This window comes from Vibrio sp. B1FIG11, assembly GCF_905175335.1.
GTDB lineage: Bacteria > Pseudomonadota > Gammaproteobacteria > Enterobacterales > Vibrionaceae > Vibrio > Vibrio campbellii.
On the sequence record NZ_HG992751.1, the window covers coordinates 1,657,956 to 1,673,762 of the forward strand.

The window sequence follows — 15,807 nt, forward strand, 5'->3', positions numbered from 1 at the left end:
CTGAAACTCTGCTCGTTGAGTTTGTTGATACAAAAGCCGAATTACTCGCTGAAATGACGTTTTCTCTGGTGTGGAAAATTCACGTGGTTTCAGTGACTTTGTTGAAAGTCCGCATTGTGAGATTGGTTTTCCAAAAGCGTTTTTTGGTGTTGTAAGTTCGTTTTCTGCGGCGTTGTTTGTTCCACGTGGTTTCTTTGAGTAGCTGCTTTGAGACTACGCCTGGCTTAAGTGCATCAAAAACTTAAAACTTATTGTTTGCAGAGTTTAAAATAACGTAAAAGCAACGCTTTGGGTTTGCAAACTAACAAACTGCTCAAGAGGGATTCGCAACGCGTGGCATTTTCACTATGCGTTGATTTTAGTGATTAAGGTGGTTTGCAGCGGCTTTTGTATTGCGTTGCTCACCCCTTAGCAGGGCGTTAACTGGCTTCACATACTGCATATTCAACTTGATCATTATTACCTTATTGTGTATCTTGTTCGGTAAGTTCCCAATGGGAACAACGGTGTCGCCTTCTACTTGCTTTCGGGGAAGTTTTCAGCAGTGTAACCCACTTCTGACGGGGGCGAAGGGTCAAATTTTCGTCAACCAAATGGTAACTTACTTTTACTTGGGTTGACACCGTGGAAGAGCCTGAGCTTTGCTCAGGCTTTTTTGTATTAGGTTGGTTATGAGTTTAGAAAAGCAAATTGCACACGTTCTCAAAGAAGAATCGGAAAAACTAATTACAAGGTACCACGAATACCATAATAGACTTCATCTAGAGCATAAGCGCAATATTACCCGTTTGGGGCACACAGCACCCAAAAAGGAAGTTCATACGCCTAATTACTGGAAGATTGATAAAAAGTTCAATCCTTTCTATGTTCGAAAAAAGCACAAAAGTATAGCCAAATCGATAGCTAAAAGGATTGAAAGCCGAACTTACCTACCAAACGAACCATATATTAAGACTGTTCCTAAGTCCGATGGTGGTGAAAGAAAGGTGTCAATTTTTCAAATCCCCGACGCTGCTATTTCGAAGCTATTTTTTAATAGACTATTAGCTAAGAACAAGCATAGATTCAGTTCATTCTCTTATGCATACCGTAATGACCGGAATGTACATTTTGCTATTCAAGATATTGCTGTAGATCTACAGCGAAACGAGCGTACTTTTGTTGCAGAGTTCGACTTTTCAGATTTCTTTGGTTCAATTTCACATTCATATCTGAATGCCCAGTTTAATGAAAACGGATTTTTCATTAGCCCTGAAGAAAAATATATCATTAAGGCGTTCCTAAATAATCGTGATAAAGGTATTCCTCAAGGTACCTCTATCAGTTTGTTCTTGGCTAATTTAACGTGTTGGAAATTTGATACATCTTTAGAGAAAGAAGGTGTGAAATTTTCTAGGTATGCAGATGACACAATAGTTTGGACCCCAGATTACAGTAAAGTATGTAACTCATTTGGGCTCATTAACCAGTTTTCTGATGAAGCTGGTGTAAAAATTAATGCTGCAAAATCTGATGGTATATCACTTTTAACGAAAAAAGGCTTTCCTTCAGAAATTAAACCTAAATACTCTCTTGATTTCCTTGGATACACTCTGTCAGTTGATAAAGTGTCTATTAAGGATAAGTCTGTTAAAAAAATTAAAAAACAGCTTTCTTATATCCTTTATCGAAACCTGATACAGCCATTGAAGCAATCTTCGCTTGCAGGGCAACATTATCCCTCTACAGGTGATGTCTACTTCTTAACAGCAATGATGCAAGTTCGTCGCTATATGTATGGTGGGTTGAGTAAAAAACAGATAAAGGACTACTTATCTGGGCGTACTAAACGTATTTATTTCAAAGGTGTTATGAGCTTTTATCCCCTCGTTAATGATTATGAGCAACTAGAGGCTCTAGACGGGTGGCTTTTATCTGTTATACATCGAGTGCTTAAAAAACGTGAGCGCATGCTGAGAGCTCACAGGCTAAATAGAGGGCATATTTTTCCTTTTGGTCTTAGTAAGGCTCAGTTACTTGCAACTTGCTCAACAACAAAAGTTCATGGAAAGCATCTACTCGAAATACCAAGCTTTCTATTAATCAGCAAAGCTTTAAGTAAAGGGCTTCTTGAAAGTGGTATAGAAAGGGTAATGAACCCAGACTCACTAAACTATGATTACCGGTAGAAAAGCCAGTTAACAAACTGTTTAAGAGTGATTCGCAACGCGTGGCATTTTTACTATGCGTTGCGTTTAGTGTTTAAGGTGCTATGCGGCGGCTTCGGTATTGCGTTGCTCACACCTTAACAGGGCGTTATGATTCACAGGAGGTTACGTGGAATCAAATTTCAAAGAATACAAATATTTAGATAGTTTTTCACGAATAGATGAAATCCTTGATGAGTCAGATAAGAGCTTTGAAGAGCTTAAGTCTATACCTGCGCGTGATAAACTTACTTTTAAAAACGGCTTTTATGTTAATTGTGCTGCATTGTTTGTAGATATAAGAGGTTCTTCTGACTTACCCAATCAGCATAAGAGGCCAACATTAGCAAAGCTTTATCGAAGCTACATTTCAGAAGTCGTGGCTATTGTCAATGGTAACCCATTGTGTAAGGAAATACGTGTTGATGGTGATTGCGTAAGCGCAATTTATGATACACCATCCAAGGTTAATATTGATCGTGTGTTTCAAGACGCGTATACGATAAATTCTCTTATAAAGACCTTAAACTACAAACTTAGTAAGCGAAATATAACAGAGATTAAAGTTGGTATTGGTTTAGCCTATGGACGAGCTTTAATGATCAAATCTGGCTATAAAGGCAGCTCTTTGAACGAAATTGTTTGGATGGGGGATGTAGTAAACGAAGCTTCTAACCTATGTAACAATGCAAATAAAGGCTGGGGCAATGAAGAAATTATGGTCTCAAATGTGTTCTACGGGAACCTTAATCAGCATAATAAAGGGTTGCTATCCGAGAACTGGGAACATGATTGTTATCATGGTAGTGTTATTAACATAACTATGGACGAATGGCATAAAAATAACTGTAAGTCTAGTGATTCAAGCTTTGGTGGTATGTGGTGATAGACGTACTAAAAGATACACTTTCAAAGGTAAACGACTGGGTTAAGTATGCTGAAGCTAAAAACGCTGCCAATATAGCGTTTTGTTCAGCTTCTATTTGGGGCATCTTCCGTATAATAGAATCAAATAGAAATTTGGACAGCTATTTTCAAGGTTATCTTTTGATGTCAATTTCTTTGTTGGCTATAGGACTTTGTATTTCGTTTATATCATTTATCCCAAAACTAAATATGCCTTGGTTTAAAGTGCCCAAAAGAGAGAAAGGCGAAAATTTGCTTTATTTTGGTGTCGCTCGAAAGTACTCAGCAAAATCTTATGTTGAAGAATTGTACGATGGTCAACCTGAAAATTCGGAAAACTACAAAGTCGAGCTCATGTATGCAGACCAAATCACTACCAACTCTAAGGTCGCATGGGCTAAGTTCAAGCAGTTTGACTTTGCTGTTGTTTTTACACTCTCAGCTATATTGAGCCCTTTGTTCATTGTGATTTTAAAAATGTGCAAAAAGTGAAATCATAACAAACTGTTTAAGAGTGATTCGCAACGCGTGGCATTTTTGGTATGCGTTGCGTTTAGTGTTTAAGGTGGTATGCGGCGGCTTCGGTATTGCGTTGCTCACACCTTAACAGGGCGTTATGTTTACTTTAATTTCAAAGGCTTAAAGGTCTTAGGCTCTAGTTCTTTGTCCCTTTGGCAATTCGTTCCTAGTAGACTCAGCAAATCCGCATTGTCGATCTAAGTTCTTGAATCTCTCAGCCCGTAAAACATGCCAATGTTCGCGGGTTGCTTCATTGTCAGGTCGTGGTGGTTGGCTTCTAGTTTAACTGGCTTTAAGTCGCTTTTAGGTTCTTAGCCAATCAGCATTTCGGCTTGGCAGTCGTCTCGGCAACTTAGCATTGTTTTTGCGCTTTGGTTGGAAAGATAGGGCGCTTGTTGGTGCTTAGTTGGGTTGCCTCATTGGGAAGGGAAGTGGAATTACTGGTTTCTTGTTGGTCGCCTTTTGCGGCAAAGTTGGTTCTGGCCTTGTGGCTTGCTTCAGAGAACTAGTCAGAAATAGCAGTTCTTTCTCATGTAAATCATGCGCTTGTGGTAAAACATAACAATAAATTTAAGAGTGATTCACAACGCTCGGCGCTTTTACTTCAAGCCAGTTTAGTGTTTATGGCACAATGCTTTAGGTAAGGTGTTAGCGTTGTTCACACCTTAATTTGGCGTTATGTGGAAAAGCAAAGTAAGTAGATGAGTGAAAGTATAATAGAAATCAGAAATGAAATTGAGCATGATGAAGGATTGAAGTCTAAGCGTAGAAACTTGGCACTTTTATCTTCTATCTTGATTGCTTTAAATTTTAGTGGTGCAGTCATAAAAGAGGCAAATACGTTCCTTTTCAAAATTGAATTCACAAATCAGCAAGGAATAAATGAATTATTCTTTATCGCGACGATATATTTGATGGTTAGATATTATTCATATGCTCGTAAATACCATCAAAGTTTAAGCGATATATGGTGTGAACACATGCTTTCCAATCGAAAAATCTTTAGATATCAGAAAGAGGATAGTGGAGTATATGGCTTGGTTGGTGATTGCTTGAATATATCAGCTCTAGACGAGCCGGGCGTAGAGTCACCTAAGTACAAAATCTCAGGTTTTTTCCAGCGAGAACTTGTCTATTCATCTCGTTACTTAGGTGAGTATGGTGAAGAAGAGTACTACGATGATTTTGTTAGTTGTAACAAATTTCACGAGAAGTGGACACCAGTGAAGTTGTTAAGTCTGTTTATGTTTGAAGCAAAGTACCAATTTAGTGCACTTATTAACTCGCGTGAGCAGCTAGATCTATTAGGTCCATATTTATTGGGATGGCTAGCTTTGGGGTTAACATGCGGCAAGCTAGAGTTCATAACGGCATTATTTTCCACATAACAAATTGTTCAAGAGTGATTCGGCACGCGTGGCATTTTTACCATGCGTCTGGTTTAGTGGTTAAGGTGATATGCGGAGGCTTATGTATTGCGTGCCTCACACCTTAACAAGGCGTTAGGCGCAGTAAGAAATTTCTTGGTTCAAATCTTTAGTTTCTCTTTGGCCATCTGTTCTGGTTTTTTCGGCAATTTGGCTTTGTCTTCTCAAGTTCTTGAATCACTCAACCCGTAAAACATGTCAAGGTTTGCGGGTTGCCTCATTCAGTGTTGTAGCCAGTGTGTTGTTAGTTTCTTTGGCTCAAATCGCTTCAAGTTTGTCTGTCGCCGAAACGTGTCTATTGGCTGAAATTTCGCTCTGAAAGTTAGCCTTTTCAAATTCCATTTTTATGTGCTGATTTGCCAATTTCTTTGGTTTTTTGGTTGCAGTGGGTTTAAGAGACTTAGCCGCTTTAGCATTTGGGTTTTAATTAAATTCAGTGGATTACGTGTATTTCTTTTTCCCAAAGGGTGGTTTTCTAAATCCAATTTTAACTATTTGCGTGAAGCGCCTAACAAAGCATTTAAGTGTGACTCACAACGCTTGGCGATCTCAGTTTAAACTTGGCTTTGGTGTTTAAGGTGCAATGGTTTGGGCTAGATGTTTTGCGTTGTTCGCACCTTAATGCGGCGTTAGCCCTTTTCGAGGAAACGATATGGAAATCGTACAAGAAATAGATGTTTCAGAATTGCATCATAAGGCAATCGAAGCATTAAGAAATCAAGCTTTTCCAGATAGCCAAGTAAGTCGTTCTTACTTTAAGCAGTTGCCTCATATGCGTGCCCTTCATTTTCAAGGTGAACAGCTGGTTGGCTATCTTGGACTGGATTATCGCGTTGTTAGTGTCGGCGGGGAAATACATAAGGTTCTGGGCGTAATCGACTTTTGTGTTGACGAACGTTATCGAGGGCAAGGTATTGGCTCTTTTATGTTGTCAGAATTATCGGCATTTGCTGAAACTAAAGATGTGGATTTCATAATCCTTATATCTGAGTTACATGATTTCTACTCTACAAACGGCTTTTACCAAGTTCAGTGCATGCAGTCTTGGTTAAGGCTTCACGAGCACACCAACTTTGGAGTTGCTGTAGAGCATCTTGATGAACTGTATGTGAAACCACTCAGAGATAAGCAGTGGGGTGTTGGACATTTTGATTGGCTAGGTTATATGTACTAGTCAACCACAGGGCTAACAAACTGTTCAAGAGGGATTCGCAACGCGTGGCATTTTCACTATGCGTTGGTTTTAGTGTTTACGGCGGTATGCGGCGGCTCTTGTATTGCGTTGCTCACCCCTTAACAGGGCGTTAGGCATCACTAAGTTAAATAGTGCATTAAGGTGGAAATAAGGCTCACTGAAGAGCCTTACTTAGTTGAAGTTTATGTACTACAACCCTTTTTTTTGCTACTGCGAAGTTAGCACGTTTAAATAGTGTGAAAAACTCGGCAACTGGAACATCGAATTCTTTCTTGGAAAGTTCAGCTCCTGATTTCTTGAACTCATCGAAATGAATGTCGGTGTAAAAGACTGAAACCATCATCTCTTGACGTAGGTGGCAGTAACTAGCTTCAAAGCTGTAGATAATGTCATCAGCACCAATAAGCTGGTTCTTTTTAGCGTAGTCTGAAAGAGCAGTAATGTCGGCATTGTCGAAAGCGGCTCCGCCAATCCAATCGTTGTATTGAGTTGACGCTGTTGTATTGATCATTATGATTCCTTTTTATTGTTGTGCATTCAGTTTTATAGCTGGATTGAGCTCATAATTTAATGTGCGAATCAGAATGTTGTATTGATAAATATCATGTATTGTACCTTTTGTTTGGGTTATGCGGTGTAGTAAAAGACGATTGTGTGTTTGGTGCAGATGAATGCCTAACAATCTGTTAAAGAGGGATTCGCAACGCGTGGCATTTTTACTATGCGTTGGTTTTAGTGATTAAGGTGGTTTGCAGCAGCTTTAGTATTGCGTTGCTCACCCCTTAACAGGGCGTTAGGTGAATTAATGGAATATCACTACACAAATAATGATAGATTGATGCAGCTAAACGACTTAAAAGGACGTTTGACGCTTTTAATTGCTCATCTTCAACTAAACCATAACGATGCCAAGATAATTTCAATATACGAGCGTGCTTTGTTTGACGTAGATGAGCTGATTTGCAATGGTTTTAACCAAAATCAATTGTCGAATGTTAGTGATTCAATCCCAGATCTTTTTAATCGGCACAAAGATTGGGTACCTCCCTTAGAAGTTGGCTCTGATGGTAAGTTGTCTGAGCCGCAATGGTTTTTAGCGCTAGAGAACTATCTTCAACCTGTTCTAAAAAGTGCAAGGAAACTAAAGGAGCTGGGTGCGCGATAATTCACCTAACAAATTGTTCAAGAGGGATTCGCAACGCGTGGCATTTTTACTATGCGTTGGTTTTAGTGTTTAAGGTGGCATGCGGCGGCATCGGTATTGCGTTGCTCACCCCTTAACAAGGCGTTAGTCGCCAGAAAAAGCTAGCAGTCAAAATCATGTTTCTAAGCTCAAAACTTGGCTACTGGTTGTTTGATTCATAGTTCCATCTTCGACGGTCAAACCTCAGTTTCATCGGTTTTAAATCAATGTATTACTATTTTCCAAGCGGTTGTTTCGTTCTTTGGTGGTGATAGAGCGGGGTAATCGAAAATCTGTTTTTGGTTGCAAATCTGCTCGGTGAGTTTGTTGGTTTAAAAGCTTATTTACTTGCTGAAAGGACGTTTTCTCTGGTGTGGTAAGTTCCACGTGGTTTCAGTGACTTTGTTGAAAGTCCGCACTGTGAGATTGGTTTTCCAAAAGCGCTTTTTTGGTGTTGTCAGTCCGTTTTCTGCGGCGTTGGCTGTTCCAAGTGGTTTCATTGAATAGCCGCTTTGAGACTACGCCTGACTTAAATGCATCAAAACACATAAAGTTTGTTGTTCGCAAAGTTTAGTTTGGCTTAAAATTGTCGCTCGGTGCCTCGCGACTAACAAACTGCTCAAGAGGGATTCGCAACGCGTGGCATTTTTACTATGCGTTGAATTTAGTGATTAAGGTTGTATGCGGCGGCTTTAGTATTGCGTTGCTCACCCCTTAGCAGGGCGTTATGTGCTAGGAGAAAAAATGCAGCTAGATGAATACATAAAAGAAACTCTTGTCCAGATTGCAAAGGGCGTTAAAGATGCAACGGAAGAAGTTGAGAGACTCGGTGGTAAAGTAAATCCAGCTCGAACTCATACAGAATATCAGAGCGATGGATTCGGTGTTGTTGGATCTACTGATTCTAATGTGCGTCCAGAAAAACAGACCATCAAGTTTGATATCGCACTGCAAGTAAAAGAAACATCCGGAGTTGATGCTAGCGCAAAAGCTAAACTGGCTGTTTTATCAATCGGTGGCGGCGTGAAGAATTTAGACGAATCGCATACTGCACATCGTGTTCAATTTGAAATTCCAGTAGATCTTCCGACAAAACTCAGTTAACGGTGCGGGTTTTGAACTACGCACATAACAAATTGTTCAAGAGTGATTCGGCACGCGTGGCATTTTTACTATGCGTTAGTTTTAGTGGTTAAGGTGGTATGCGGGGGCTGCGGCATTGCGTGCCTCACACCTTAACAAGGCGTTAGCTTAATCGGATAAAAGTGGCATTTGAGTAAGTACAGTAGTAACTTAGAGTTGTTTAGTGTTTTTGGAAAACCTTCGCTGATGAAACATGTTGAATTTATGGAATCGTTCAAAAATCATGCTCAATTGAAGCAGTCTGATGCTTTTAACTCAGTTGTAAATGCTACTTCTTTGAAGCCATTTAGTGCTTTTGACTCAGTTGTAAATGCAGTGTCTTTGAACCAACTTAAAGCCTTTGACTTAGCTGTAAATTCAGCATCTTTGAATCAGCTTAAAGCTCTTGACTCAGTTGTAAATGCTGCGTCTTTGAATCAGCTTAAAGCCCTTGATTTAGTTGTAAATGCAGCATCTTTGAATCAGCTTAAAGCCCTTGATTCAGTTGTAAATGCAGCATCTTTGAATCAACTTAAAGCTTTTGACTCAGTTGTAAGTGCAGCGTCTTTGAATCAGCTTAAAGCCTTTGACTCAGTTGTGAATGCAGCGTCTTTGAATCAACTTAAAGCCTTTGACCTAGCTGTAAATGCAGCATCTTTGAAACAAATTGATGCCTTTAATTTTGTCATAAATGCAGCATCGCTGAGTAATTTTGATGCGCTCAACTCTTTATATACCGAACAAGAGTTATCTGAATTTTCAGAAGTATTGGCGGAGGTTGGAGATAACCTTCAAGAAGAGCAAATCTCTGAAAGAGACGCCGAGAGAACTCTTCAAAAGTTACCCACTTTTTTCCTATTTTTTCTTAAGTACTTATTTAATGTCATCGTAATGCCTCTATTTGTTGCTGTTTATGTGCAACCGTTAGTGACAGAGTATCTCCAAAATAACAACGAACCTCTTCGAGTACAGAAAAACACAATTAAAAAGTTGCCTCAAAGTACAGGAGTTGAGGTCACTGCTACGAATAGGTTTATTAGTGGTGATGGAGTTCGTTTAAGATCTTCTGCTTCTGTGAAAGCAGAAATTATTTCTCACTTAGTCTTTGGTCAACTGGTGTACGTGTTAGAGAAAGAGCGCAGCTGGGTAAAGGTTGCTGTACCTCAAAAAGATGGTAGCACGCTTGAGGGGTGGGTGTTTAATGAGTATACAGAGCGCTTTAGGTAATTAAGCTAACAAACTGTTTAAGAGTGATTCGCAACGCATGGCACTTTTACTATGCGTTGCGTTCAGTGTTTAAGGTGGTATGCGGTAGCATTCGGTAATGCGTTGCTCACACCTTAACAGGGCGTTAGCTGCCATCCATGTTCAGAGGAGGAACAATAAATGGACTATCCACTTAATGGAGCATGTCAGTGCGGGCAAGTTACCTATGAATTATATGAAAAACCATTAATGGTTTTTGCGTGTCACTGTACAGAGTGCCAAAAGCTATCAACTAGCCCATTTAGCATAACAGCAGTTGTCGATGCGGAGAAAATTGAGTTTTCTGGCCAACTGAAAAGTTGGGAGCGTTTAGCTGATAGTGGTAATCGTAATTGCGCGATGTTCTGTCCAAATTGTGGAAATAGAATTTACCATTTCAACCCAGATGCACCTGAAACAGTAAAGTTAAAGCTAAAACCAATTGGTATGTCGCGAGCTGATATTTTTGAACCTCAAGCACATGTTTGGGTAAGCGAAAAACTAGATTGGTATCAGATACCAAAGAATGTAAAGGTTTTTCCTAAGTAGCCGGGCTAGCAGCTAACAAAATGTTCAAGAGGGATTCGCAACGCGTGGCATTTTCACTATGCGTTGATTTTTGTGTTTAAGGTGGTTGCAGCAACATCGGTATTGCGTCGCTCACCCCTTAACATGGCGTTATAAATCAGAAATATTTATGAGAACTATTCAAGAACAATTCAATAAAATCCTCGAGGATTTGGTTGCTGATAACCCAGCTAAAGCGCGAGAGCTAGATATCAAAAAGCTGGTTGCTGACTTAACTCCAGAATTTGTAGAAATGATCGGTAAATCATTGCATTCCTCAATGCCTGAAATGCTTTCACATCGCAGGTCAGATTTTAGCTCGTTTGCGGATATGAATGTTGAAAAATGGCAATCGGCTTTTGATCTACTTGAAACGCATATCGTAATCTGCACTGAAGCAGGAGCAACTCTAAATTCAAAGTATCGCCCAGAAGCAGCAGAACAAGGGGACTTGATATTTGACCTATTAGTTCGTCATCACGCTAGAGCCTGCCACATAGCAAACGAAATTTTATGCTTATTAAAGAATGGGTTCCCTGATGCTGCGCACTCAAGATGGAGAGCGTTACATGAAGTGAATGCCACTGCCTTATTCATTTTTAATCACGGTCAAGAGTGTGCCGAACGCTTTTATTTTCATGATGTTGTGGATGCTTATGACGCTATGAAAGAGCATCGTAAATACGAAGACCGGTTACAAGCAAAGGGACCAACAGATATAGAAACGAATGAATTGAAAAAGGTTTATGATGATCTCATCATAAAATATGGTAGAAACTACGCTGGGCATTATGGGTGGGCTGCATATTTGTTTCCGGGACATAGTCGCGTAGGATTCGGTGCTATTGAGAAAGACGTGGGGCTTGAACATATGCGCCCTTATTATAAATGGGCAAGCCAAAATATTCATGCAGGCTCGAAAGGTTTGAGAAACCGCTTAGCCCTTGCTGATTGTAGCGAAGACATATTAGTAGTTGGGCAAAGCAATTCAGGTATGACAGATCCGGCTCATGCTACAGCCATTAGTTTACTCGGGGTAACGAGTACATTACTGACCTATAAGCCCTCGATGGATACAATTGTAATGCTGCAAATAGCGGCAAAGTACTCAGATAAAATTGGTCGTGAGTTTCTCAGGCTTTCGAGGAATACTGATTTATAACAAACTGTTTAAGAGTGATTCGCAACGCGTGGCATTTTTACTATGCGTTGGTTTTAGTGTTTAAGGTGGTATGCGGCAGCTTCGGTATTGCGTTGCTCACACCTTAACAGGGCGTTAGGCTTTACCCGAAAAATTACAGTGTGGATGTCGGTGGTTAATAAGAATAGTAAAGGTATGATGAAAAAAATTCATTGCGAAAATCAACTTATATCTAGGGTTCGCGAACTAGCTACACAAAAGCAACTTACTGAACCCTCAGCAGCAGTTTTAACCGGCATCAAGGCAGATGAATACAAGTCTTTGTTGTTATTTTCAGAAAACATGAGGCTAGCATGCCAAGGATTGATTTTTGCTCAAGACTTAATTCAGTTCCCGTCTAATACCGCTTTTGCTTATCATATATATTCATCAGCAGTCCTCTTTTATCGACAATTGTTTAAAGGTTGTAGTGGTATAAAGCGCGATCAAGATAGTGTTTCACTTTTGGGCGATGCGATTAGAAATAAGTTTGGAGAAGTAGCTGTTGATAGAGCACAAAAACCACTAAAAATTTCGCGTGACCGTTTTTATATTGAAGAGTTCATCAAGCACACTGAGGGTGGTTTTAAAACACACTTTACAATGCTTGAACAGGCAGACAAGAGTTTATGTCATTTTGATAAAGAGTCTGATAAAAACGCATTTGCTATTTTAGTATTTGAAGGTAAAAGACCTAATCATTTATTGAATCATTTTGAGTACAGCATGTTTAATATTAATGCGTTACATGAAATGTACCAGCACTGTGAGCTTTTGAAAAACTTATCAGATATAAAATTGAGAGTTGTTGCAGAAGAATTGTGGGCTTCCGAGGCGTCCAGTTCGCTCGAAGAACATTTAGATAATCAGTTTTTTCCACCGAAAAATCTCAGTGTGGAAAAAGCCTAACAAACAATTTAAGAGGGATTCCCAACGCTTGGCATTTTTGCTTCTACTTCAATTTTAGTGGTTACAGCACAATGCTTTAGGTTGGGTGGTAGCGTTACTCACCCCTTAATTGGGCGTTATGTGTCAGAGAGAGATTATGAGATTTTTGCAATTATTTATCTTGATCTTAGTAGTAGGGTGTTCAAGTTCTATAGAAAACACTTACTCATCGGAATATTTAGATCTTGAGCCAATAGAGTTGGTATCGCCGAGATACCCTAAAGTTGCAGTAGAGAATAACCTGTCAGGGTATGTGGTCATGACGTTTAACATTACTAAAAATGGAGATGTGGCTGATATTGTTGTAATCGATTCCACCCCAAAGGGGATCTTTGAAAAGGTAGCTGTACAAGCGTTGTCCAAATGGAAATATGAGCCACTTGAAGATGTTGAGCTTATTGATCAAAAACAAAAATTAGTCTTTAAAATCTAGCACATAACAAATTGTTTAAGAGTGATTCGGCACGCGTGGCATTTTTACCATGCGTTAGGTTTAGGGTTTAAGGTGGTCTGCGGAGGCTACGGTATTGCGTGCCTCACACCTTAACAAGGCGTTATGTACTTTCTCGAAAATTAACCTAGCCAACGTATGAAGTTAGGTCGTAAACTTAGCTTAATTAAAGGGTTAGGTGATAGATATGGCATTTTCAGAAATTGAGCAACAGCGTTATAGAAAGGTAGTGGAGAAGTACCTTGATTCTTGTCGGCCGCCAGAAGAGATCCGCAACCAACTTGATATTGGGTATCGTTTAGAGGGGCAAGTCATCGAAATCTTCGAGATACGTCCTAAGTGGAATGATCCATCCGAAAAAATGGAGTGCCCAGTAGCCAAAGTCAAATATTATAAGTCGCGTGATGCGTGGAAAATTTACTGGATGAAATCCGACCAAAAATGGCATTCGTATGAGCCAGTTCCAGAGATTCAACTTCTAGAAGCTTTCTTGGAAATATTGGAAGACGATACTTATGGGTATTTCTGGGGATAGAACCAACCACGTACATAACAAACTGTTCAAGAGGGATTCGCAACGCGTGGCATTTTTACTATGCGTTGGTTTTAGTGTTTAAGGCGGTATGCGGCGGCATCGGTATTGCGTTGCTCACCCCTTAACAGGGCGTTATAACGAGGAGGTAACTTGGCAATATCTGACAGTAACCCTGATAGAAGAAACCTGGTAGTTCTATCAACATCTATAGTGCTTTATTTTCTCGCTGGTGGTGAGCTTATCGATGATAATGTTCGATTACAGGTCATAAATGTCCATTTCAACAAACCTGAGGTACTTGTATATTTTGTGTGGGGCTTACTCGCATGGTTTACTTACCGCTATTGGATAAATTACAAAGGTTCATGGAAAGACGGCTACTACACTGAGATAGGCTCTGAAATTTCATCAAAGATATGCTATCGGTATATGGTCAAAAAATTTAGTCTATCGGATAACTTTGAAAGATCATATTACCCAGACAGACATTGGCTATCTGTTTCGGGTGATGGCGTGGTTAAGTCAATTTCATTTCGTCATATATATAAGTTGGAAAGTGGGCAGCAAAAGTCAGAAACTAAGAGTATTGAGTCTCCTGCGGACAGATTTATGATTTTTATATGTACGGTAGTGATTTTCTTAAAGGAACCTAGTCTTTCCACTTACTTTATGCCGTATGTATTCGCTCTTGTTGCTATAACTTTAGGCATCAACTCATCGTTATAACAAGCAATTTAAGAGGGATTCACAACGCTCGGCATTTTTGCTTCTACTTCAAATTTAGTGTTTATGGCACAATGCGTTAGGTTGGGGGGTAGCGTTGTTCACCCCTTAATTGGGCGTTATATTTTTCGAGGTAATATGAAAATATCTGTTCAACATCAGGTAGATAGAATCAGTCATGATTCAAAATATCTTTTTGGCAGGGCTGATTATGCCCAAAACCTAATCAACCTGTTTCAAAATAGTACTACTGGCTATGTTTTAGCCATTGATGCTGAATGGGGGCAGGGTAAAACATCTTTTATTCACCAGTTGATGTTCGATATGCGTCTTTCAGACAACTTAATCCCAATCTACTTTGATGCATTTGCAAATGATTATATGGATGATGCATTCTTGTCCATCGGTGCAACTATTCACGATGAGCTAAAAAGAAAATATAGTGGCTCTGGTCCTGCAGCTTACCGTCAATCGGAACAGATTAAACATCTTAAGTCTGCTACCAAAGAACTCGCAACTGAATTGGCAAAACTAAGTGTTGATATAGCTGTAAAAACAGCCACTTCAGGCGTGGTGAGCCAAAATTCGCTCGTAAAGTTTATTCAAAAGGTAATTAAACGTACTACTTTTGATACTCTTGAAGTTGATGTCGACAAAAAGTTCAAAGCATATTCAGACGCTAAGAGCACGGTAGAGGCTTATAAGCAGGCATTAGAGGGTATTAGCAACAATGATGAGAAAATTGTATTTTTCATCGATGAACTCGACCGTTGTCGTCCTGATTTTGCAGTTAAAGTATTAGAAAAAATAAAGCATCTATTCGACGCAAAGAACATAATATTTGTATTGTCTTATAATAAATCTCAATTATCTAGAATAATTTCAAGTGTTTATGGCGTCGATATGGACGGTTCTGTTAAATACTTGGAGAAATTTATTCATATAGAAACAGTACTACCAGTTTTAGCTGAAGATAATCAGGGAGAGTCATTGGGTATCCTTTTCGACTCTTTCATTTCAGAGTTTTCAATCAGCTTAATTGAACGTAATATCGACGAAAAATCATTGAAAGATATGTTCGTTAATCTATGTGGTGTTTCCAAGCTCAATCTAAATGCTAGAGAAATTGAGAGAGCTTTCAGTTATGTGAGTTTTTGCATGGCATCGCTCCCTAAAAATGTTGGTGATAACTTAGTAGACTATTTTATCCCTGCATCTCTAATGAGAGTAAAGTCTCAATCTCTGTATGATCAAGTTAAGTTTGGTCGCTTTGTGCAGTCTTCTGGTGAGTATTCATGGGTATTTGAGTTTTTCCTTTCATACTATGAAACTACGCTAGAGAAAACAGCCAGTAATGTTTTTGTTGTGGAACAATTTAAACAAGCTTGTTCTGTGATTGAAATGTTTAGGTTTCCTAGTGAATCTGAAGTATTGGATTTTCCACACGACTCATCGACTGCAGATCGTATACTTCGGAACAAAATATAACAAAGCGTTTAAGACAGATTCGCAACGCTCGGCATTTTTGGTTTGCTTTGATTTTAGTGTTTACGGCACAATAGTTTAGGTTCGGTGGTTAGCGTTGCTCACTACTTAACGCAGCGTTATGTTTCCGAGTTC

Annotated in this window: 16 protein-coding genes and 3 pseudogenes; 18 read left to right on the forward strand and 1 reads right to left on the reverse strand. The window is 39.4% G+C overall.

The window, feature by feature from the left end; all coding sequences use genetic code 11:
• Nucleotides 1-671 precede the first annotated feature (671 nt).
• The 5 genes from KHO06_RS07615 to KHO06_RS07650 all read left to right on the forward strand — a co-directional run bounded on the left by KHO06_RS07615 (nt 672) and on the right by KHO06_RS07650 (nt 6,212).
• Entirely contained in the window at nt 672-2,168 is a 1,497-nt protein-coding gene (locus KHO06_RS07615) for a reverse transcriptase domain-containing protein (RefSeq protein WP_140335091.1), read from the forward strand.
• A 148-nt stretch (nt 2,169-2,316) separates the two neighbouring features.
• A complete protein-coding gene (locus KHO06_RS07625; protein ID WP_212582347.1) occupies nt 2,317-3,072 on the forward strand; it encodes an adenylate/guanylate cyclase domain-containing protein in 756 nt (251 codons plus the stop codon).
• Complete coding sequence (locus tag KHO06_RS07630; RefSeq protein ID WP_212582348.1) at nt 3,069-3,584, forward strand: Pycsar system effector family protein; 516 nt, start codon at nt 3,069-3,071, stop codon at nt 3,582-3,584. Before KHO06_RS07625 ends, KHO06_RS07630 begins: the two co-directional genes overlap by 4 nt.
• A 728-nt stretch (nt 3,585-4,312) precedes the next feature.
• Entirely contained in the window at nt 4,313-4,999 is a 687-nt protein-coding gene (locus tag KHO06_RS07640) for a hypothetical protein (RefSeq protein ID WP_050922374.1), read from the forward strand.
• A 691-nt stretch (nt 5,000-5,690) separates the two neighbouring features.
• Entirely contained in the window at nt 5,691-6,212 is a 522-nt protein-coding gene (locus KHO06_RS07650; RefSeq protein ID WP_005433929.1) for a GNAT family N-acetyltransferase, read from the forward strand.
• A 175-nt stretch (nt 6,213-6,387) separates the two neighbouring features.
• On the opposite strand, the gene KHO06_RS07660 is transcribed toward KHO06_RS07650, so the two are convergent.
• Nucleotides 6,388-6,744 carry a hypothetical protein gene (locus tag KHO06_RS07660; protein WP_212582349.1) on the reverse strand — a complete coding sequence of 119 codons (357 nt, stop codon included), beginning with the start codon at nt 6,742-6,744 and terminating at the stop codon, nt 6,388-6,390.
• 294 nt (nt 6,745-7,038) lie between these two features.
• Between KHO06_RS07660 and KHO06_RS07670 the strand changes: the two genes are divergently transcribed.
• The 13 genes and pseudogenes from KHO06_RS07670 (at nt 7,039) to KHO06_RS07755 (ending at nt 15,675) form a co-directional block, all read left to right on the forward strand.
• The gene (locus KHO06_RS07670) at nt 7,039-7,398 is read left to right on the forward strand and encodes a hypothetical protein (RefSeq protein ID WP_074050610.1); all 360 of its coding nucleotides are present in this window, start codon (nt 7,039-7,041) and stop codon (nt 7,396-7,398) included.
• Nucleotides 7,388-7,514 (forward strand): annotated as a pseudogene (locus tag KHO06_RS07675) (DUF3265 domain-containing protein). The gene KHO06_RS07670 and the pseudogene KHO06_RS07675 overlap by 11 nt, the downstream one beginning before the upstream one ends.
• 646 nt (nt 7,515-8,160) lie before the next feature.
• A complete protein-coding gene (locus KHO06_RS07685; RefSeq protein WP_072606153.1) occupies nt 8,161-8,520 on the forward strand; it encodes a hypothetical protein in 360 nt (119 codons plus the stop codon).
• A 225-nt stretch (nt 8,521-8,745) separates the two neighbouring features.
• Nucleotides 8,746-9,765 carry an SH3 domain-containing protein gene (locus KHO06_RS07695; RefSeq protein WP_212582350.1) on the forward strand — a complete coding sequence of 340 codons (1,020 nt, stop codon included), beginning with the start codon at nt 8,746-8,748 and terminating at the stop codon, nt 9,763-9,765.
• Nucleotides 9,766-9,924: 159 nt separating this feature from the next.
• Nucleotides 9,925-10,332: a GFA family protein gene (locus KHO06_RS07705; protein ID WP_212582351.1), complete on the forward strand. Its 408-nt coding sequence runs from the start codon at nt 9,925-9,927 to the stop codon at nt 10,330-10,332.
• Between the two features lie 148 nt (nt 10,333-10,480).
• On the forward strand, nt 10,481-11,512 hold the full coding sequence (locus tag KHO06_RS07715) for a DUF5677 domain-containing protein (protein ID WP_212582352.1): 1,032 nt from the start codon (nt 10,481-10,483) through the stop codon (nt 11,510-11,512).
• Nucleotides 11,502-11,619 (forward strand): annotated as a pseudogene (locus tag KHO06_RS07720) (DUF3265 domain-containing protein). The gene KHO06_RS07715 and the pseudogene KHO06_RS07720 overlap by 11 nt, the downstream one beginning before the upstream one ends.
• A 67-nt stretch (nt 11,620-11,686) precedes the next feature.
• Entirely contained in the window at nt 11,687-12,439 is a 753-nt protein-coding gene (locus tag KHO06_RS07725) for a hypothetical protein (RefSeq protein WP_212582353.1), read from the forward strand.
• Between the two features lie 136 nt (nt 12,440-12,575).
• Entirely contained in the window at nt 12,576-12,911 is a 336-nt protein-coding gene (locus KHO06_RS07730) for an energy transducer TonB (protein WP_212582354.1), read from the forward strand.
• 205 nt (nt 12,912-13,116) lie between these two features.
• A complete protein-coding gene (locus tag KHO06_RS07740) occupies nt 13,117-13,464 on the forward strand; it encodes a DUF3024 domain-containing protein (protein ID WP_212582355.1) in 348 nt (115 codons plus the stop codon).
• A pseudogene (locus tag KHO06_RS26810) lies at nt 13,445-13,589 on the forward strand (DUF3265 domain-containing protein). The gene KHO06_RS07740 and the pseudogene KHO06_RS26810 overlap by 20 nt, the downstream one beginning before the upstream one ends.
• Nucleotides 13,590-13,614: 25 nt before the next feature.
• Nucleotides 13,615-14,190, forward strand: coding sequence for a hypothetical protein (locus KHO06_RS07750; protein ID WP_212582356.1), 576 nt, complete (start codon nt 13,615-13,617; stop codon nt 14,188-14,190).
• 135 nt (nt 14,191-14,325) lie between these two features.
• The gene (locus tag KHO06_RS07755; RefSeq protein ID WP_212582357.1) at nt 14,326-15,675 is read left to right on the forward strand and encodes a P-loop NTPase fold protein; all 1,350 of its coding nucleotides are present in this window, start codon (nt 14,326-14,328) and stop codon (nt 15,673-15,675) included.
• Nucleotides 15,676-15,807: the final 132 nt, after the last annotated feature.